This window comes from Aestuariivita sp., from assembly GCF_021404545.1.
In the GTDB taxonomy this organism is placed as follows: domain Bacteria; phylum Pseudomonadota; class Alphaproteobacteria; order Rhodobacterales; family Rhodobacteraceae; genus Aestuariivita.
In genome coordinates this window covers 26,795-47,286 of record NZ_JAAWWD010000044.1, presented here as the reverse complement: position 1 = coordinate 47,286, position 20,492 = coordinate 26,795, and the positions used below count along the sequence as shown (strand labels likewise).

Annotated in this window: 12 protein-coding genes; 7 read left to right on the top strand and 5 right to left on the bottom strand. The window is 63.4% G+C overall.

Annotated features, from left to right (window positions below; all coding sequences use genetic code 11):
* Positions 1-18 precede the first annotated feature (18 nt).
* Positions 19-942 (top strand): MBL fold metallo-hydrolase, encoded by a 924-nt coding sequence (locus tag HEP69_RS15560; RefSeq protein ID WP_290559440.1) that lies wholly within the window; start codon positions 19-21, stop codon positions 940-942.
* Between the two features lie 32 nt (positions 943-974).
* A complete protein-coding gene (locus HEP69_RS15555; RefSeq protein ID WP_290559439.1) occupies positions 975-1,358 on the top strand; it encodes a metallopeptidase family protein in 384 nt (127 codons plus the stop codon).
* 4 nt (positions 1,359-1,362) lie between these two features.
* On the opposite strand, the gene HEP69_RS15550 is transcribed toward HEP69_RS15555, so the two are convergent.
* On the bottom strand, positions 1,363-2,694 hold the full coding sequence (locus tag HEP69_RS15550; protein ID WP_290559438.1) for an FAD-binding oxidoreductase: 1,332 nt from the start codon (positions 2,692-2,694) through the stop codon (positions 1,363-1,365).
* 86 nt (positions 2,695-2,780) lie between these two features.
* Positions 2,781-4,439 (bottom strand): NAD+ synthase, encoded by a 1,659-nt coding sequence (locus HEP69_RS15545; protein ID WP_290559437.1) that lies wholly within the window; start codon positions 4,437-4,439, stop codon positions 2,781-2,783.
* Between the two features lie 183 nt (positions 4,440-4,622).
* On the opposite strand from HEP69_RS15545, the gene HEP69_RS15540 reads away from it, so the two are divergent.
* The 4 genes from HEP69_RS15540 (at position 4,623) to HEP69_RS15525 (ending at position 10,250) form a co-directional block, all read left to right on the top strand.
* Positions 4,623-5,981, top strand: coding sequence for a 2-isopropylmalate synthase (locus HEP69_RS15540; protein ID WP_290559436.1), 1,359 nt, complete (start codon positions 4,623-4,625; stop codon positions 5,979-5,981).
* A 191-nt stretch (positions 5,982-6,172) separates the two neighbouring features.
* The gene (locus HEP69_RS15535) at positions 6,173-7,396 is read left to right on the top strand and encodes a TCR/Tet family MFS transporter (protein WP_290559473.1); all 1,224 of its coding nucleotides are present in this window, start codon (positions 6,173-6,175) and stop codon (positions 7,394-7,396) included.
* Positions 7,397-7,476: 80 nt separating this feature from the next.
* Positions 7,477-8,565 carry a Zn-dependent alcohol dehydrogenase gene (locus HEP69_RS15530; RefSeq protein WP_290559435.1) on the top strand — a complete coding sequence of 363 codons (1,089 nt, stop codon included), beginning with the start codon at positions 7,477-7,479 and terminating at the stop codon, positions 8,563-8,565.
* 440 nt (positions 8,566-9,005) lie between these two features.
* Positions 9,006-10,250, top strand: coding sequence for a mandelate racemase/muconate lactonizing enzyme family protein (locus HEP69_RS15525; protein ID WP_290559434.1), 1,245 nt, complete (start codon positions 9,006-9,008; stop codon positions 10,248-10,250).
* Positions 10,251-10,295: 45 nt separating this feature from the next.
* Here the strand turns inward: HEP69_RS15525 and HEP69_RS15520 are convergent, their stop codons facing one another.
* Entirely contained in the window at positions 10,296-13,232 is a 2,937-nt protein-coding gene (locus HEP69_RS15520; protein WP_366111510.1) for an ABC transporter transmembrane domain-containing protein, read from the bottom strand.
* Positions 13,233-13,473: 241 nt separating this feature from the next.
* Between HEP69_RS15520 and HEP69_RS15515 the strand changes: the two genes are divergently transcribed.
* On the top strand, positions 13,474-13,860 hold the full coding sequence (locus HEP69_RS15515; protein ID WP_290559433.1) for a DUF3307 domain-containing protein: 387 nt from the start codon (positions 13,474-13,476) through the stop codon (positions 13,858-13,860).
* 10 nt (positions 13,861-13,870) lie between these two features.
* Here HEP69_RS15515 and HEP69_RS15510 read toward each other — a convergent pair whose 3' ends face one another.
* Together HEP69_RS15510 and HEP69_RS15505 are read right to left on the bottom strand one after the other, a co-directional pair.
* A complete protein-coding gene (locus HEP69_RS15510; protein ID WP_290559432.1) occupies positions 13,871-15,601 on the bottom strand; it encodes an adenylate/guanylate cyclase domain-containing protein in 1,731 nt (576 codons plus the stop codon).
* Between the two features lie 12 nt (positions 15,602-15,613).
* Positions 15,614-20,470 (bottom strand): PKD domain-containing protein, encoded by a 4,857-nt coding sequence (locus HEP69_RS15505; protein ID WP_290559431.1) that lies wholly within the window; start codon positions 20,468-20,470, stop codon positions 15,614-15,616.
* Between the last annotated feature and the right edge of the window lie 22 nt (positions 20,471-20,492).

Genomic DNA, 20,492 nt, shown 5'->3' with positions numbered 1-20,492 from the left:
CAAAGGGAGATCACCGATATGACCGACGCACCGAAAATGACCCGCCGCACTGCGCTGACTGGTGCGGCTGCCCTGCCGCTGGCGGCAACCGCCGGTTTCGCCTCGGCCGGGGCGCCGATGCTGGGGATGGGCACGGCCCCGTTCAATCGCATCGTGATGGGCGACTACGAGGTGACGACCCTTTTGGCTGGCACCCGGTCGGTCGAGAATCCGCAGACGATCTTTGGCATGAATGTCTCGGAAGAGGCTTTTGCCGAAGCCTCCGCCGCGGCCAGGATCCCGTCCGATGCTGTCCAGTTCTTCTTTACCCCAACCGTGGTCAATACCGGGTCTGAGCTGGTTTTGTTCGACACAGGCCTGTCCGGCGAAAGCATCACCGGTGCGCTCAATGCGGCGGGCTATACCCCCGATCAGGTGGATGTGGTGGTGATCACCCACATGCATGGCGATCATATCGGCGGGCTGATGACAGATGGCGCGCCGACCTTTCCCAATGCGCGCTATGTCACCGGCCGGGTCGAGTTCGACGCCTGGCAAGGTCAGGGCAATGAAGGCTTTGACGGCATGGTGAACCCGCTGGCCGAGCAGATGACGTTTCTCGACGATGGCGGCAGTGTGGCCAGTGGCCTGACGGCGATGGCCGCATTCGGCCACACGCCGGGGCATATGACCTATATGATCGAGGCGGGCGGCAAGCAGGTGCTTCTGGGTGCCGATTTCGCCAATCACTATGTCTGGTCGCTGGCCTATCCCGACTGGGAGGTGCGCTTCGACATGGACAAGGACGCCGCCGCCGCCACGCGCCGCCGGGTTCTGTCGATGCTGGCCACCGACAACATCGCCCTGATCGGCTATCACATGCCCTGGCCCGGGATCGGCTTTGTCGAGACGCGGGGCGACGGGTTTCACTATGTGCCCCATACCTATCAGCTGATGCTTTGACAGACCGGTCTGGCCCGGGCCATATCCGGGCCATGACCGCCTCGCTTGCCGATATCGAACGGATCGCCCTGCGCACCGTTGCCGCCTTGCCCGCAATCTTCCGGGGGGCGGCGTCGGAGGTTGTGATTCAGGTCCAGGACTGGCCGCCGCTGGATCTGCTCGCGGAGATGGAGATTGACGATCCGCTGGATCTGACCGGCCTCTATGACGGCATCCCGATGACCGAGAAATCGGTCATGGACAGCGGGTTTGGGCCCGATATCGTCTGGCTTTTCCGGGAGCCGATCCTGGATGAATGGCGCGCGCGCGAGGTGACGTTGGAGGACTTGGTGGCGCATATCACCATTCACGAGTTTGCCCATCATTTCGGCTGGTCCGACGCGCAGATCGCGGCGATTGACCGGTGGTGGGAATAACCCCTCAGAACCCGCTTTCGGGCCTGACCGGGCTGCCATCGCTGAACCGAGACAGGCGAAAAGCATGCGGATCGACAACCGGCGGGTGGCCCGTGACCAGATCGGCCAAGAGCTGTCCGGCACCCGGCCCGATGCCAAAGCCATGACCGGAAAAACCGGTGCCCATAAAAAGTCCCGGCAGATCGTCCACCGGAGAGATCACCGGGATCGCATCAGGGGTCACGTCAATCATCCCAGCCCAGGCCTGCGCGATCTCGGCGCTTTCCAGCACCGGAAAGGCCCGGCGGGCGGCGGCCCAGCTGGATTTGACGATCTTTCGGACCGGTTCAGGGTCGAGGATACGGCTCCGCTCGAACGGGGTGATGTCGGCGGGTGTCCAGCGGCGTGCCTGGGCGCTCTCCTGCCTCCAGCGATCCGAGACGCGAAAGCGCAGCGATTTCCATTCCGTTTTCAGCGCGGGCAGAAACTGCCGCATCAGACGGAAAGTGTCAGGCACCAGATCGACGATGTTGTAGGTGCCATCGGCAATCGTGTAGCCGCCATCGGCGCGTTTGCGGATCGCAAAGCCCGGAGCCCATGCCGCGGCCTCGGGCCCGCCATCGACCGGCGTGGTGCGCATCACGGTGTTGAGCACCTTCAGCTGCGGCAGCTCGATCCCGGCATTCCCGGCAAAAAGGCGCGACCAGACGCCGCCCGCCAACACGACGGTATCGCAACGAATGCGACCCTTCTCGGTGATCACTCCGGTGACGCGGCCCCCTTCGGTATCCAGTGACCGGACCGCGCAGCCCGTGTGGATCGTGGCCCCTGCGGCACGCGCGCCCTTGGCGATGCCAGGGGCGGCCCATTGCGGTTCGGCCCGGCCATCCATCGGGGTATAGAGCGCGCCTCTGGGCAGCTGGGCATGCCCTGGCAAAAGGGCGCCCAGCTCAGCCCCCTGGATCAAGCGGCATTCGATTTGATGAGGCTGGAGGTGTTGGCTCCACCTGTCATACTCTGCCTGCTCCCGCGCACTGGCAGCGGCAAAGAGGATGCCGGTCTGGGTGTACCCCATACGGTGGCCGGTGCGTGCCTCCATTCCTTCCCAGGCGCGGATCGCGCTGATCATCAGTGGAATTTCCCGGGGATCGCGGCACGAGAGGCGCACCCAGCCCCAGTTACGCGAAGACTGCTCGGCACCGATCTGGCCCTTTTCGCACAAGGCCACCCGCAGGCCCCGTTCGGCCAGTTCCAATGCGGTCGAGGTGCCAATGATCCCACCGCCGATCACCACGCAATCGACGCGGTCAGGCAGATTAAGATCGGTGGGAACAGGATCGAGCGTCGGGCCGGGCATGCGGCACAGTTTGCCCTTTATCGGCGGGGCGTCCAGCCCAATTCAGCCTGCCACCCAGACGTATTTGCAAGCCGGACCCGGCCCGGTCAACCTGGATCGCGCCAGCGGTTCACAATTGGATATCGGCGGTCGAGCCAGAAAGCATGTTTGGTCAACCGTGCCCCTGGTGCCGACTGAAAGCGCTTGTACTCGCTGATATAGATCAGATGCTCCACCCGTTTGGCGGTTTCGACATCGAACCCGGCGGCAACGCAATCGGCGATAGAACCGTCCTGATCGATCAGGATTTCGAGGATCGCGTCAAGCTCGGGATAATCGGGCAGTGTGTCGCTGTCCTTTTGATCCTCACGCAGTTCGGCACTGGGCGGTTTGGTGATGACCCGGTCGGGGATCACGGCACCTGCCGGACCTTGCATCCAATTGCGATGGACCTCGTTGCGCCAGCGGCAGGTTTCGAACACGCGGGTCTTGTAGAGATCCTTGATCGGGTTATAGCCGCCCGCCATATCGCCATAAATCGTGGCATAGCCCACGGCGACCTCGGATTTGTTGCCGGTGGTCAGCAGCATCTCTCCGAATTTGTTGGAGAGCGCCATCAGCAAGAGGCCGCGCAGCCGCGACTGGATATTCTCTTCTGCCAAATCAGGCTCGGTGTCTGCAAAGAGCGGGGCCAGCGTTTCGGTCACCGCCACGCGCGCCTGAGCAATCGGAACCGTGTCATAGCGGCAGCCCAAAGCCTCTGCCACGGCGGTGGCATCCTCCAGGCTCTCGTCGGAGGTATATTCCGAAGGCAGCATCACGCAGCGCACATTCTGCGCGCCCAGCGCATCCACCGCGATCGCGGCAACAAGGGCTGAATCGATGCCGCCCGACAAACCCAGAAGAACCCGTTTGAAGCCGGTCTTGGCCAGGTAATCGCGTACGGCCATCACCATCACATGGTAATCCTGCTCCCACTCATCTGGGTGGTGCGCCTTGGCGCCGTCGACAATCTCCCAGCCCTGCGGCCCACGGGCGAGATCGACATGGGCCAGGGCCTCTTCAAAGACCGGCAGAAGCTGCGCCAGCCTGCCCCCGGGATTGAGCGCGAAAGACCCACCGTCAAAGACCTGGTCGTCCTGCCCGCCCACCATGTTGAGATAGATCAGCGGCAGATCGGTTTCGATCACGCGCGCAACCATGTGATTGAGCCGGGTTTCGAATTTACCCCGGTAATAGGGCGAGCCATTGGGCACCAGAAGGAATTCTGCCCCTGTCTCGACCAATGTCTCGGCGACGTCCTCATGCCAGGCATCTTCGCAAATCGGCGATCCGACGCGGGTGTTGCCGACATTGTAGGGCCCACCCAAAGGGCCTGCGTCAAACACCCGCACTTCGTCAAAGACTGTCTCATTGGGCAAATGATGCTTGAGTTGCGTGGAAGCAATGCGCCCGCCCTTGAGGATATGGTAGGCGTTGAAAAGCTGGGTTCCTTCCGCATAGGGCGCCCCGATGGCCAATGCGGGCCCATCCGCACAATCGCGGGCCAAGTCCTCAACCGTTTTCTGGGCGGCCACATGAAAGGCGGGCTTCATCACCAGATCCTGTGCATTATAACCTGCGATAAACATCTCCGGCAGGGCCACCAGATCGGCACCTGCCGAACGGCCCACGGCCCACGCGTCGCGCGCCTTGGCCGCGTTGCCCCGCAGATCGCCCACCACCGGGTTGACCTGTGCGATTGTGATGCGGAAACGGTCAGCCATGCTGCCCCCCTGGCCCGAGTTTGCCCGGATCATTTAGCAGATCACCGCCGGAGGGAAAGAGAAGACCGTCAAAAGGCGTTGAAGGCCTCGGCGGCTGCGCCTAACCTTTGGGCCAACCCACCGACAGGTCAGGCGCAGATGTACAATCCAATTACACATAAGATCCCAGTCCGCGCAGTCGTCATGGCGCTGGCATTAGCCGCCACACCTGCGATTGCACAGGTCCAGACCAAACAATATGAGGATGGCGGCGTCTATGAGGGGGAGTTTAAGGGCGGGCTCCAGCATGGCACCGGTACCTACACCTTGCCCAACGGCTATGAATATACCGGCGCGTGGGTGGACGGAGAAATTGTGGGCCAGGGCGTCGCACGGTTTCCGAACGGGTCGGTCTATGAAGGTGCGTTTGCCAAGGGCAAACCCAATGGCATCGGCAAGATCACCTTCTCGGACGGCTCGACCTATGAAGGGTCCTGGGTTGACGGGGTGATCAACGGCCAGGGCGTGGCGATCTATGCAAATGGCGTGCGGTATGAAGGGACGTTCCGTAATGCCCAGCATGACGGGAAGGGCGTGATGACCAGCCCGGGCGGTTATGAGTATCGCGGCGATTGGGTCAATGGGGTGAAACAGGGCATGGGCACGATCACCTATCCCGATGGCGCCATCTATGACGGTCAGATCGTCGGCGGCAAGCGTGACGGCCAGGGCACGCTGACCCTGCCCGACGGGCTGACCTATGTGGGGCTCTGGGCCGACGGCCAGATCAGTGGCACAGGCACGCTGACCCAACCCAATGGCGATGTCTACCAGGGTGAGCTTTCCGGCGGACAGCGGCAGGGCCAGGGCCGGGTCGTCTATGCCAATGGCGATGTCTATGAAGGCAGTTTCGAGGATGACCTCCGTCATGGTCAGGGGGTGTTCCAGGGTACCGATGGCTATCTCTACGAAGGCGGCTGGATCGCGGGCCGGATCGAGGGTGAGGGCCGCGTGACCTATCCCGACGGCTCGGTCTATGTCGGCACGTTCCGCAACGATCTGGCCGATGGGACGGGAACGATCACCTATCCCGATGGCTCCACCTATGAGGGCGAATGGAGCGCCGGTGTGATCGACGGTCAGGGGATCGCCACCTATGCCAACGGCGTGACCTACGAGGGCAGCTTTCGCAATGCCCAGAACCACGGGCTGGGTGTGATGACCTATGCCGATGGCTACCGCTATGAGGGCGAATGGCGGGACGGGCAGCGCCATGGCCAGGGGACGGCCACCTACCCTGACGGATCGGTCTATACCGGCGGCTTTGTCGCCGGGCAGCGCGAGGGTGAAGGCCGCATCGAAATGGCCACGGGCTTTGTCTATGAAGGTGAGTGGCAAAGCGGAGAGATCAACGGCCAGGGCGTGGCGACCTACGCCAATGGCGATGTCTACGAAGGCATGTTCCAGGACGGCAAACGGCAAGGCAGCGGCACGATGCGCTATGCCACCGGCCAGGAAGAAAGCGGCACCTGGGAAAACGGCGCGCTGCAAAGCGACGGATGATCCCGCGCGACAGACGCGTTTCGAGGCGCGGTCCTTTTGTTACGGGCGCCCGGCCCGCGCGGCCCGAGCGCAAAAACATCGCGTGCGGCGCAGCCACGCCTTTGGATCGGAGCCCATGTGCTGAGTAGGGGCTTTCCTTGCGGCGGGCGCGCAACTACGCTGCCCTGATCCCGGACCAAAGCGAGACCTCAGTGCGCCTGCCCATCCTGTTCATTGTGATCACCGTGATGCTGGATGCGATGGGGATCGGATTGATCGTGCCCGTCATGCCCGATCTGCTCTTGGAGGTGCAGGGCGGCACGCTGGCCTCGGTCGCGTTATGGGGCGGCGTTCTCTCGACCGTCTTTGCGGTGATGCAGTTCATCTTCGGCCCGCTTCTGGGGGCGCTGTCGGACCGGTTCGGACGCAGGCCGGTTCTGCTGGTCTCGCTTGTGGTGATGAGCCTCGACTATCTGGTGATGGCTGTGGCAGGCTCGATCTGGCTCTTGCTGGCGGGCCGCATGGTGGGTGGGATCACGGCGGCCACCGGCTCGACCGCGGCGGCCTATATGGCCGATATCTCGAAGCCCCATGAAAAGGCCGCGAATTTCGGCCTGATCGGGGCGGGCTTTGGCATCGGGTTTGTTCTGGGACCGGTGATCGGTGGCATGCTGGGCGAATATGGCGCGCGCGCGCCGTTCTATGCGGCAGCGGCACTTTCGGCGATCAATGCGGTCTTTGGCTATCTGGTGCTGCGCGAAACGGTCACCGACGAGATCCGCCGTCCCTTTGACTGGCGGCGGGCCAACCCGTTCGGCGCGTTTCGGCACCTGGCGCGGCTGCCGGGGATCGGACCGCTCTTGCTGGTCTATTTCATCTACCAGGTGGCATTCTATGTCTATCCCGCAGTTTGGGCCTATTTCACGCAGGAACGGTTCGACTGGGGTCCGCAGACCATCGGGCTGTCGCTGGCGCTCTTCGGGGTTATGATGGCGGCGGTTCAGGGTGGGCTGATCCGGTTGATCCTGCGCCGCTGGGGCGAACGGCTGACGGTGATCTATGGCCATGTCTTCGACATCGTGGCTTTTGGGATGATCGCCTTCGTCACCACCGGAACGCTGGCGCTGATCCTCACACCGCTCGCCGCACTGGGCGCTGTGATCACACCAGCGTTGCAGGGGATCATGTCCCGCGCGGTGGGCGATGACGCGCAGGGAGAGCTTCAGGGCGTGCTCACCAGCCTCAACGCATTGGCGATGATCATCGCTCCGCTGGCAATGACCTCGGTCTTTGCCGCCTTCACCGCGCCCGGTGCGCCGGTCTATCTGCCCGGCGCGCCGTTTCTTGTCTCGCTGGTGCTGATGATTGTCGGTCTTGTGGTGTTTTTGCGAAAAGGCAGTGCGTTGGCCGCGCCACGCGGCGATACCGTGGCGTAATTGACCCCGCGCATGGCGGTTTCATGCTTGCAGCGTTTATCCGGTGCGGTAACCCTCTGACAAAACAAGGGAGGCTGCACATGCAGACCATCAAAGCCGCCGTCTGTCATACATTCGGAGAACCGCTCAGCATTGAGGACATCCAGATCTCCGCCCCCGGGCTGGGCGAGGTCGAGGTCACCCTTGATGCCGTCGCGATCTGCCATTCGGATATCTCCTATGCCGAAGGGGCATGGGGAGGATCGCTGCCGGCGGTCTACGGCCATGAGGCGGCAGGTATCGTCACGGCCGTGGGTGACGGGGTCAGCACAGTGCGCCAGGGCGATAGCGTTGTCGTGACCCTGATCCGGGCCTGCGGCACCTGTCCGTCCTGCGCAGGCGGCAAGCCGACGATTTGCGAAACGCCCTATGACGGGGATCAGGGTCCGATCAAGACAGCCGATGGCGGCAAGCTGCATCAGGCCATGGCCTCGGGCGCCTTTGCCGAAAAGGTCGTTGTGGATCAAAGCCAGGTGGTGGCGATTTCTCCCGATATGCCCAAGGATGCGGCCAGCCTGGTGGCCTGCGGCGTGATCACCGGCGTGGGCGCCGTGGTCAATGCCGCCGGTCTGCGCGCGGGCCAGGATGTTGTGGTGATCGGCGCGGGCGGTGTCGGCCTGAATGCCATTCAGGGCGCGCGGATCGCGGGTGCCCGCCGGATCGTGGCCGTCGACATGACCGAGGAAAAGCTGGAAATCGCGCGCAGCTTTGGCGCGACGGACGGGGTGCTGGCCACTGCCAAACGGCCTTGGCGCGACGCGATGAAGGCGATGGGGCGCGGCGCGGATGCGGTGATTGTCACCGTCGGCGCGATCCCCGCCTATGATCAGGCACCTCTTTATCTGGCGCGCGGCGGCAAGGTGATCATGGTGGGCATGCCCCATTCGGGTGCCCAATCGAGCTATGAGCCGGTTATCCTGTCGTTTACCGGTCAGGGTATGGTCGGCTCAAAGATGGGGGACGTGGTCATTCAGCGAGATATCCCATGGATGGTCGACCTTTATGATCAGGGGCGGCTGAAACTGGATGAACTGATCTCCAATCGCTGGAGCCTGGATCAGATCAACGAGGCAATTGCCGATACCAAGACAGGATCTGCCAAGCGCAACGTGATCGTGTTCGACAGGTAACTGCTGGCCGACATCTTGGCCCGATGCGGCGTGCGCTCGGAGGTTGCCGGACCAAAGAGCGGAACGCCGCCGCATACCGGCAGACCGCTCGGATCGGCGCGTTGTCGGCTGTGCTGCCGCTTTCGGGCAGACCCCACACTCGGTGGAAACCGCCACGGACGGTGAGCGGCGGAACCCGGTAAGGTGCCGAACCCTGCATTTTGCGCGGCCAATCTGGCGCCGTCCTGACTGGTACGGTGCCCGCAGAGTGTTTCTGCGTCGGTGTGGACCGCCGGCTCAAAGATCGAAGCGTGTCGATGGCTTCCGCTTCGGCCCCTTGGCTCCCACGGATGCGATCGGCGGCCACTGCCGACCCAAAGCGGCACACAAAGGTCGGTTTCCGGCTTGCCGCGCCCTGCATCGGACGGCAGGGTGGCGCGACCTACCCAAGGAGACGCCCGATGAAACTTGCTGATCTTGATGTCATCATCACATCCCCTCCGGCACCCGGTTGGGGCGGGCGCTATTGGATCCTTGTCAAGCTGACGACCGATACCGGGATTGTGGGCTGGGGCGAATGCTATGCCTCCTCCATCGGGCCCGGGGCGATGACCCATGTGATCCGGGACGTGTTTGCGCGGCATATGGCGGGCGAAAACCCCGAGAATATCGAACTGATGTTCCGCCGCGCCTATTCGTCTGGCTTTACCCAGCGCCCGGATCTGACCGTGATGGGCGCGTTTTCGGGGCTGGAGATCGCCTGCTGGGACATTCTGGGCAAGGATCGCGGGCGGCCCGTGCATGCGCTGATCGGTGGGCGGATGAATGACCGCATCCGCACCTATACCTATCTCTACCCGCTGGCGCATCATGACATGGCCACGTTCTGGACCTCGCCCGAGCTTGCGGCAGAGGCAGCCGCGGACTGCGTCGCGCGCGGCTATACGGCAGTGAAATTCGACCCCGCCGGTCCCTATACACTGCGCGGCGGGCATATGCCTGCGATGTCGGATATCTCGCAATCGGTAGCGTTCTGCAAAGCCATTCGGGAAGCTGTGGGCGACCGCGCCGATCTGCTCTTTGGCACCCATGGACAGTTCACCACCGCAGGCGCCATCCGGTTGGGTCAGGCGCTGGAGCCCTATGCCCCGCTCTGGTTTGAAGAGCCCATCCCCCCCGATGCCGTCGAAGAAATGGCCAAGGTGGCGCGCGCCGTGCGGATCCCCGTGGCCACGGGTGAGAGGGTGACGACCAAGGCCGAGTTTGCGCCGATCCTGCGGTCGGGTGCGGCCACCATCCTGCAACCGGCCCTCGGTCGCGCAGGGGGTATCTGGGAGATGAAGAAGGTCGCCGCCATAGCCGAGGTTTACAACGCGCAAATGGCCCCCCATCTTTATGCGGGTCCCGTGGAATGGGCCGCCAACATCCAGCTTGCCGCCTCCATCCCGAACATCCTGATGTGCGAAACCATCGAAACACCGTTTCACGATCGGCTGATCAAGGGCACGATCCGGGTCGAAGACGGGTTCGTGACACCGCCCGACACTCCCGGTCTGGGCATTGAGGTGGATGAGGCTCTGGCTCGCGCGCACCCCTATACCGGCGACGGTCTGCACCTGCAAATGCAGGAGGCGCCCTGCGACTATGTCAATGGCAATGCCTTTGAAGGCGGTGCACCGGCATACGAGCCTGGCCAAGAAAGGTGAGCGCGGCCGACAGGGTTTGGGCCAGAAGGGCCCGCGCCCCATAGCTCAACCCGAGACATAGCCGGACACCACCTGCAACAGGCGGAACGCGGTCTGCGCGTCGTTCTCGACAACCGCCAGGAATTCCTCTGCGCCGATCCGCAGGCATTTCAGCTCGGTCTCGGCCTTCATGTCCAGGGCGCGGGGTACGTTGCGGATCAGACCCAGCTCACCCACGAGCGTGCCTGGGCCAACCTTGGCGATCAGCTGATCCTCTGCACCATCTCTGGGCTGATAAAGACCCGCTTCCCCCTCGATCACCATATAGGCGCCGTCATTGGGCGGATCGCCTTTGTAAAAGACATAATCCCCCGCAGGGGCATCGTACCAGCGTGCGCCAAAGGCCAGAAGGCGCAATTGCTTGCGGCCCAGTCCCGCAAAGAGGTCGCTTTGCTCGAGCGCGCGCAGCTTGCGCGACAGATCGGCACTGGCCGCGCCATCCTGTTCGGGGCCAGCAACGTCGCCCTGAGAGACCAGCCGCCCTTGTTTGAGATCAAGATGCTGCTCAAACGCCGCGTCCTCGGCAAACCCATCGGCAAGCACCACCAGCGTGGTCTGTGGCAAAAGCGCATGCAGCGCCTCATAGGCGCGCTGGCGATCCTCCCGGTCGCGACTGGCCAGCGCATTCTCCAACACCAGCACATCAGGCTTTTTGACCGCAGCCCGTGCAACCGCCAGCGGTTCGGTCAGCAGTGCCGGCATATTCGCCCCGCCCAAAGGCACAGAGCTGTCGAACACCAGCGCCACCACCAGATCGCGCAGCCCCGCGTCGGCCAGACACTCCGCCACTTTGCGGCGCACCTCATCGGCGCGGGCACCGGCATTGTCCGAGATCTTGCCGAAAAGGGCATTCTCAAGAACGCTCAACCCAGGTGCCCAGGCCGTCTCTGAGAGCGGTGCGTAAAGCTCATCCAGCTTGGCGCGCATGCTTTCCCCGTGGCTGGCGCGCAATTCCAGGATCTGCTTTTTCATCGCGTCCGGGAAGGCCGGGCCGATCTGTTCGGCGGAAATCCCAAAGGGGATCGTCATCAACAGCGCAAGGTTCTCGTCGCTCAGCGCTTCGCCCTCGCGGTAAGCCGACACGAGAGCCGCGACTTCCTCGAACGTGCCCGCCTCAAGACCCAGCTTGTGAAACAACGGATGGTCCGTGCCATCCATACCGAAAATCTGACGCAGCATGTCGATCACATCCCGCGAGAGGGCGATCAGCCCGGCGTCGATTTTCTGGTCTCTGAGAAAGGCCAGAAAATCGGTTTGCTCTGCCAGCACGGTCGATGTGATCGGTTTGCGCGGCGAAGCATAGAGCAGGTTATCGCCCACAGGCAGCGCCGGGTTGTAATGCTCGGCATCCAACCTGTGAACCGCGCGATCAAGCCCCGCCTCTTTCAAGGCCGACCAGAGTTCCGGGCGGGTGGCCACGATCGCCTCGGCCAGCTCCGGCGTCTCGGCCCGCATATCCAGACCGCGCAGGAAGAACGGCGCGGCACTGCCGACCGCATCCAAAATCCGCAGCATCCACTGTTTGAGTGCTGCTTCATCCTCGAACCCGGCACGCCGTGGGTTGAGCCAATCGGCCTCCAGCGGATCGCCGCTGTTGCCCGCACGCTCTGCATCGCGGATCACAGCCTCCATCCCGGAGATGGAGAGAGGCTGAAATTTCAGCGGCATCAGGACATTTTCAAGAAACGTCCCCTGAAACAGGACCGGCCGGGCGGTTGCGTGACCCATCCGTTCGGCCACCACCGATTGGTGCAGCCCGATCAGCGAATGCCCAGCCACCGTGACGGTGCCGCTTGCCGGCTGCACCTCCCGCACCAGCAGTTGCGCCAACGCGCGACGGTCCTCTTCGCTGGGTGCAGTGACCCCGATCAGGCGGCCAGGGGGCATGGTGACGTTGAGGTCCTCCAGAACGCTGTTGCCATCCGCATCCCGCACCGTGACGCCCTTGAGCTCGATCGGCCCGGTCAGGGCCGGTACCTCCTTTGGGTCATCCCTGAACAAGGTTTCATCGGTCATGCCATCCGGGGCAAAGCGTTCAATGATGATCTCCCAGCGCAACGACATGTCCTGCACCTGGTTGTAATAGGCCAAGAGCTCCTTCCAGGGGCTGGCGATATCCTTATAGGCCGCCAGCGCCGCAACCAGCGCGCCGACGGTAATCTCGCCCTGAATCGCCAGATATCCGCCCACCAGATAAAAGAAGAACGGGGTGAGCTGATTGATGAAGTTGTTGAGAAACTTCATGAAGAATTTCTTCTGGTAGATGGCAAAGCGGATCTCAAAGAGACGGGCCAGACGATCAGTGATCATCGCCTGCCGGAACCGCCAGCCACCGTTGGACCGCAAGGTCGAGGCACCCTGCGCCGTTTCGCCGATCTCGGCGGCCAGAGCACGGACCTGGATGATACGTTTCTTATTCAACTGGTTGATCTGACGTTGCAGCATCGGGATCAGCCAGGCCTGCAACGGGATCAGCGCGACCGCCGCCAGACCGAACCACACGGATTGCAAAAACAGAAAACCGAGGATGGTCAGCATCTGACCGGCCTGCAACACCGGCTGGCTGATCGCATCGCCCATCAGCCCACCCATCGGCTCGGCCTCGGAGGTGACCATCGAGACCAGCTCTCCCTGGCTGGTGCGCTCGAAATAGGGCTGAGGGAAGCGCAGCACCCGCGCGATCAAGGTATAGCGGAACCGGCGCAGCATCCGTTCGGCCAGAACGCCCTTCATCGTGTTGATGCGCATTTTCAGCAAACCATGGACAAGAACCGCCAGCAAAAACGCACCGCACAACATCACCAGAAGCGTGACCTGATCGACGGTATAGCCCATGAACTCAACCGGGCTGCGACCTGCGCCAATGGCATCGTTGATGATGCGTTTGGGAAGCTCCAGCGTCAGGTACAAAAGCGGAAACAGCGTCGTCGTCACCGCCAGCAGAACCAGTTGATCCCGTTTGGAGTATTTCCAGATGAATGAAAAAAGTGTGCGTTCTATTGTCTTTATCCGGGTCTTTCTTGGGCCTTGCTCCGGCCCGGTGCTTGGGCCTTGCGACCTCCGCGCGTGCAACGAAATGAACTCAGCGTAACCATGCCGTGCCCTTGCAATCAATCCAATAACATCAAATAGTCAGATAAGGGGGGTCCTCGCGCCCTGCAAACCATGAAAGGAAGCCCGGCGCGTGACCGACTTGGTCCAGTCCGTTCTGATCCTGCTTTGCCTTTTGCAGGTCAAGCATATGTTTGCCGACTACTACCTTCAGACACCAAAGATGCTGGAGGGGCGTGGCGCCTATCTGCATAGCGGACGGGCCCAACATGCGGCGGTGCACATTTTGGGCAGTTTGCCGTGCTTCCTGATCGTAGGCACCCCATGGCCGTTGCTGGCGGTATTGCTGATCGGCGAATGGGTGGTTCATTTCCATATCGACTATGGCAAGGCGCGGTGGTCGGCCACGCATGGGCACACGCCCGCCGATGCCGGGTTCTGGCGCGCGGCCGGGTTCGACCAGGCACTGCATCAGCTCAGCTATGTGGCGATGGTCTGGATCTGGGTGGTCGCGACCTGAGGCGGGCGCGCTAGGCCTTGACCGTTGCGGGTTTGCGGGCGGCAGCAAAGACAGGTACAGGCTCGGCATAGCCTTTCAGCGGGATCGGCGGCAGCTCCTTGAGGGCCAGATCCCCCACCGACCGCGCAGCACGGTAACTGGTGGCGTCGATCAGTACCTGATCGGGCTCGGCCTTGCTGCACAGCCGCGCGGACAGGTTCACCGTGGATCCCAGAACGGTATAGTCCATCCGTTCCCGCGCGCCCATTGCCCCCATCACCACCTCGCCCGACGCCACCCCGATGCCCAAATGCAGGTCGTATTCTGGCTTGTCTCTGAGAAGCGAGACAAGCGCGTCGATGATCTCGACGCTGGCGCAGACCGCACGGTGTTCCTTGTCCGGGCCGTCGAACACCGCCACCAGGGCATCACCGATGAACTTGTCGATATCGCCGCCGTGCCGTTCGACGATATCGCTTTGCAAATCGAAATAGTCGTTGAGCACCTCGACCACCTGTTCGGGCGGCACCTTTTCGGAGAACTCGGTATAGCCGCGGATATCGGTAAAGATCACGGCAACGTCGCGCCGTTCGCCCACGCGTTGCATGCCCTGCTCATCGGCCTGTTGAATGGCAGACATCGTCCCACGTGAGACGAATTTCATCAATTCGAGCCGCTCGGCCAGCTCAGAGATCATCTGATTGATCCGCCGTGACAAATCGCCGATCTCATCGCCTGTGCGCACATTCTCGACACGGGCGTTGAAATCGCCTTGCCCGACCCGTTCGGCCACCGCTCCGATGCTGAGGATCGGGCGGGTCAGGCGCCGCGCAAACAGCAATGCGCCCGCCGTCGCGATGGCAAACCCGATCATCGCCACGATCACGATCTGGCGGGTGATCGCGTTGACCACGGCATAGGCCTGCGCCTCGGAAAGCTCGGTGATCACCGCCCAGGGGAACCGGTCGGGAAAGGCATAGGCGCCCAGAACCGCCGTCCCGTCAGGGCGCGTATAGGGCACCAGCGCATCGGCCCGTGCGCCCGCCACGATCAGCGGCATGGCCAGGCCGACGATCTGCCGGTCTCCCAGCCCCTCGATCTGCCGCCCCAGTACGGTGCGACCGGCCTGGTCGACGACCGTAATCGAGCCACGCGAGGCGAAAGGATGATTCTCGACCATGCGGGACAGATCCGACAGCTCGATCTTGGCCGCGAAGGTCACCTGCCGACCCGCGATCCGGGTCTCCAGCGGCAACGCCAGGGTCGCCAGCCAATCGCCGGTCTCGGGCACGCGGGAGATCAGGGGGCGGCCAAATTGGCCTGTCGCTTCGATAGAGCGGATCACATCAGGCCCGGTCTTGAGAACCTCTACCCCATCCAGCCCCGATTGCGTCAGCCGCGTCTGAAACGCCTCATCCGTTGCTATGATCGGCAGGTCTGACCCTTCGATAGAGAGTTGCAGCGACACGACACTGGGAAGTTCCGACAATCCCAGCGTCAGCAGGGATACTTTTTGCGGCACGTCCAGCTCGGGGCTGTCCAGCCCGTTGCGGATCACCATCAACGGAGACAGCCAGCGCCCCTGAAAGGTGCTGTCGAATTCGGTGCGGATCTGGGCGGCAACATTGGTCAGATCTTCATTGGCGGCGCTCTTCAGCTCGTCCCGCGTCATCTGTTCGAGGTTCACACCCACCAGCGCCAAGGGCGCCACCGCAAGAAGCGCCGCAAAGACAAAGAATTTCAGGCGCAGGGGAAATCGCATTTTTAGACCTATCTACTCCCGGGCCTGCGCATCGACAAACGCCGTGTCTGTGCTGACCCCGCAAGCCAGGCCGGTGCTGTCGCGCGCGGTCACGGTCACGCTGTAGCGGCCCGGGGTTGCATAGCTGTGGCGCACCTGCGCGCCTGTCGCCTGCCCGCCATCGCCAAAACTCCACCCGAGTGCCACACCCTGACCATCGGGATCGCTGGCTGCCGTTGCGTCGAATTCGGCCGCATCGCGTGCCGCGCCCACCGGGACCGTCAGGTCCGGGCCGGCGCTGACCATTGGCGGTCGGTTGACCAGAATGCGCGCGGTATCGGTGCCCGTGTCACAGCTCGTGCCTGTGCCATCGCGCACGGTCAGGGTCAGATCGACCGGCCCGCCCTCGTCGAACGTCCGCTCGACCACCGGACCCGACAGGGTCACACCGTCTGAAAACCGCCAGATCCATTCGCTGATCTGCCCATCGGGATCGGCAGAGGCCCCGGCATCGAAGCTCAGCGTGTCACCGGGACAGATAATCCGGTCGGGTCCTGCTATCGCCACCGGAGCAGCATTCACGCGCTGGTAGATCTCTTCGCTGCGGCGCGCATTTGGCAGGCCCGATCCGTCATCCATCGTAACCGTCACGGGATAGAGCCCGGGCCGATTGAAACGATGCTGCACCGCCGCACCGCTGACACCCACGGTATCGCCGAACTGCCAGGTGACGCCCAGCGCCTCTGCCCCGGAAACCGCCCAGTCGGTGGGCTGGCCCGGACAGACCGGACCAGAGCTGCGCAGAGCTGCAACCGGCGCCGCGTTAACCACGATCTCATGCACGGTCTGCGCACGGGAATTGGCCACACCCGCTTCGTCGCGCACGCTGAGTGTGACATCGTAGCGGCCCGGCGCGGTGTAGCGATGCGTTGCAAAGACGCCCCGCGCGGTGCCGCCATCGCCAAAGTCCCACAGATAGTCGATAATCGCCCCGTCCGTGTCGGTCGAGCCGCTGGCGTCAAACACCACCTCGGCCCGGGCAGCAACGGCGTCGGGCGCCTCGACCACCGCCGAGGGCGCCTCGTTCACCGTGATCTTCTTGACCGTCACCAAAGATCCGCAATCGGCATCCACACCTTCAAGCGTCGTGGTCAGCGTCACGGAATAGACACCCGGTTCGGCAAAGCTGTGCGAGATGGTTTCGCCCTGGGCGGTCGCGCCATCGCCCAGATCCCAGCTGTGCCCGATGACCGTGGCCCCGGCCAGATCCACGATCTGAGCCGACAGGGACAGCGGAACACCGGCCGCGGCCCGGCTTTCTGTCGCGATCTGCTGGCTGGGCGCCTGGATGACCTCGACCACGGCGCTGTCACGATCCAGGGGCGAACACTGCCCTTGGGCATCGCCGGTGATCGTCAGGGTCACGGTATAGGTGCCCGCCCGGGCAAAGGAATGAACCGGATCCTCCCCGCTGCGGGTGTTGCCATCGCCAAAGCTCCACTCAAAGGCGTTGACCGCACCATCGGTATCGGACGAGCCCGAGCCGTCAAACCGCACCTCCTGATTGGTGCAGACGCGCAGATCGGGACCTGCATCGGAAATCGGCCCTTCGCGCACAAGGGCGGCGATCCGGTCCGCCGAGGTGGCCCGCCCCTCCCCGCTTTCGTTGCGCACGGTCAGGGTCACGGGATACACGCCGGGGCGCTCATAGGTCTTGGTGGGGTTGACGATGTCGGATGTGGTGCCATCGCCGAAATCCCAGCCATAGAGCAACGCACCCCCGTCGGGATCGACCGAATCCGAGGCATCAAAGAGGATGGGTTCACCTGAACAGACCTCTCGATTGCCGCCCGCATCCGCCAGCGGACGTGCCCGGATGCGCACCACCGTCGCATCGACCGATGTGGCATTCGACACCCCCGTGCCATCGTCGACCCGCAGCGTCACCGGAAAGCGGCCCGCTTCGGCAAATGCATGCGTCACCACCCGCCCCGAAACCATGGGTGAGCCATCGCCGAAATCCCAAGTGTAAATCAGGCTGGGATCGTCGGCGTCGCTCGACCCGCCGCCATCCAGCGTGACCAGCAAACCATCGCTGACGATATCCGGTCCGGCCTCGGCCACGGGGGGATGATTGACCCGTATCGTCAGTTCGTCGGTGTCGGTGCCGTTCATGACGCCGCTGTCATCTGTAACGGTCAGCTGCGCTGTCCAGACGCCCGCCGTCTCAAACTGACGCTCGGCCACTAGACCTGCCACAGGCTCTGCCTGATCGCTGAAATCCCAGCGTGCCTGCGCAATCGCGCCATCGCGATCAAAAGATTGGCCTCCATCGAGGCGCACTGTATCCCCAGGCGCGATCAGGACATCGGCACCCGCGACCGCGACCGGCTGATCGTTGACAGTGATCAGCACATCGGCGCTGGCGTGCGCGCCGCCACCCCGGAACGTGTCGGTCACCTCAAGCGTATAACGATAAAGCCCCGGCTCGGAGAGGGTGAATGCCGCGCGCTCGGCCTCGACGCTTTGCCCATCGGGCGTAATCCAGCGATAGCTGGCAAGGCTGCCATCGGGATCGACAGACCCGCGGCCGGACAGGACAAATTCCTCCCCCGGTGCCACGGTCAATGGCGGACCCGCATCGGCGATGGGTGCGGCGTTGATCACCACCGTCATGGTATCGCGATCTGTGTTGAGCGGTGCGCCGCTCTTATCCCGTACGGTCAGAGCCACCTCATAGACGCCCGGGCGTGCATAGGCATGGCGCGGACTACGGCCCGTCCCGGTGGCCCCGTCACCAAATGCCCACTGATAGGTCGAGATGTCGCCTTCGGCGTCACGCGAACCGCCGCCATCAAAAAGGACATCGGATGTGTTCACGAACTGATCCGGCCCCGCGTCCGCGACCGGAGCGTCATCGACCAGCACAATCTGGGTCAGGGTCTGGGTTGCCGTCGCCGTGCCGCTGTTGTCGGTCACGGTCAACGTGACCTCATAGGTGCCGGGCCGCGCCCAAGCATAGTTGACGCGCTCCCCGTCGCCCATGGCGCCGTCGCCGAAATCCCACCGATAGGACAAGATCACCCCGTCAGCATCGGCGGAGCTTGTGGCGTCGAGCTCGCCAACCTCGGCCACCGCAAGCGGCCGGTCCGGGATGGTGAACGCGGGAACCGGCGGCGCGTTGACCGCGATGGTCAGGGTATCGCGGGCGCTGTTATTGGCCACACCGCTGTCGTCGGTAATCCTCAGCGCGACGGTATAGGTGCCGGGCTCCTCATAGCTATGTGCGACCTCGACCCCTGTCAGGCGGGTGCCGTCCCCCATGTCCCAGACATAGTCTGACACCGTGCCATCCACGTCATAGCTGGCCGCGGCGGAAAGGTTGACCGTCTGGCCCACGGTACTGTCCTGATTGACGCCCGCTTCGGCCTGAGGCGGGGTATTGACCACAACCTCACGCGTTGCGACGCCAAAATTGCACGGGTGATCAATGCCATCCTCGACCCGCAGGATCGCCCGGTAAAGCCCCGGTGCATCAAAGACATGGCTGGCCCGGGGGCCTTCGGCGGCGGCGCCATCGCCGAATTGCCACAGATAGCGGGTGATCGGGCTGTCAGAGGGCTGAGAAGCCGATCCGTCAAACGCCACCTGATCGCCCGGGGCCACGACGATGCGCGCGCCCGGCATCGCGACCGGGGCGTCCCGCACGTGGACCGGCAGCGTCACCTCGGCCCCGCGACCGGGACCGTCGCCCGCCTCCAGAACCCGCAGACGGACCGCATACCGCCCCGGCGCATCGTACCGGTGCGAGATCACATCGGCGTCGCTGCCTTGCCCATCGCCGAACTGCCAGCCGAAACTCAGCGGCACACGGCCCGTCGTGGCGCTGGCATCAAAGCCGACGCTGCGGCAATCGGCCAAGGGCCGCGCCAGCGCCGCGATCACCGGGCGGGTGGGCAAGGGTGCGCTGCGCGGCGGCATGATAAAGGGCACAAAGGCGTCCTTTTCATCGAAAAGCGTCAGCGTCACGTCATTGGGTGTCTCAAACCCGCCCTCCAGCGCCAGGGCCATCAGCCCTGCGGGAGCCTCGAACCGGTCCACCGTCCAATTGTCCTGGCCCGAAGCGCGCAGGCCGATATCGGCAAAATCGGTTACTACAGACAGATCCGCGCGCGCACCGTCGAAATTTTGCACGGTATAGCTCTGGTCCGTTTCACCTTCGAACCAAAGCCATGTCGCGGGATCGCCCTGACGCCAGCGGATGGTAGGCTGATAGTTGAACATCGACAGATCTTCGGGCGGGCGCGACCGATCCCGGGCCAGGCTGACATCCACCGAAAACCCATTGCCGTCATTGCCGCCAACGCCGAGCGCATCGATGCGGAAATAGCGCTTGTTCCCGCGCTCCTCGCCCTGCGATGCGCGCACCGATCCCAAAGTCACCCAACGCCCGTCGGTCGCGGTGTCGCTTGCAAAAACCCGCTCGGCCAGCACGTCACCGGCGCCGGGCGTAAGCGGCTCTTGCAACAGGCTGGGTTCGCGGGCGCCGTCGGTCTTCTGGGTGAGCCACGCAGAGCCGCTGAAGACCGCATCGCCGCCCAAGATCTGAAAGAGTGTTTCTGAACCGCTCGGGCCGCCGTAGGTGAAATCGTTCTCTCCACCGACTTCCGGATCGAAGATGCGGACATAGATCCGGCCTTCGGTCCCGGCCGGAACGCTGAAAAAGATCTGCTCGCGCCGGTCCACATCGCCTTCGCGGCTGGGCGCGAGCTGGCCATAGACCACCAGCAACGCCTCCGGGTCGGAGCGGGTTTGCGCGCCAAGGCTCAGTGGCCCCCCCAGCAGCCCCGCACAGCCCGCGGCAATCGCCCAACGCAGCAGTCTCACCATTCCAACGTCCTCCTTGCGGAGC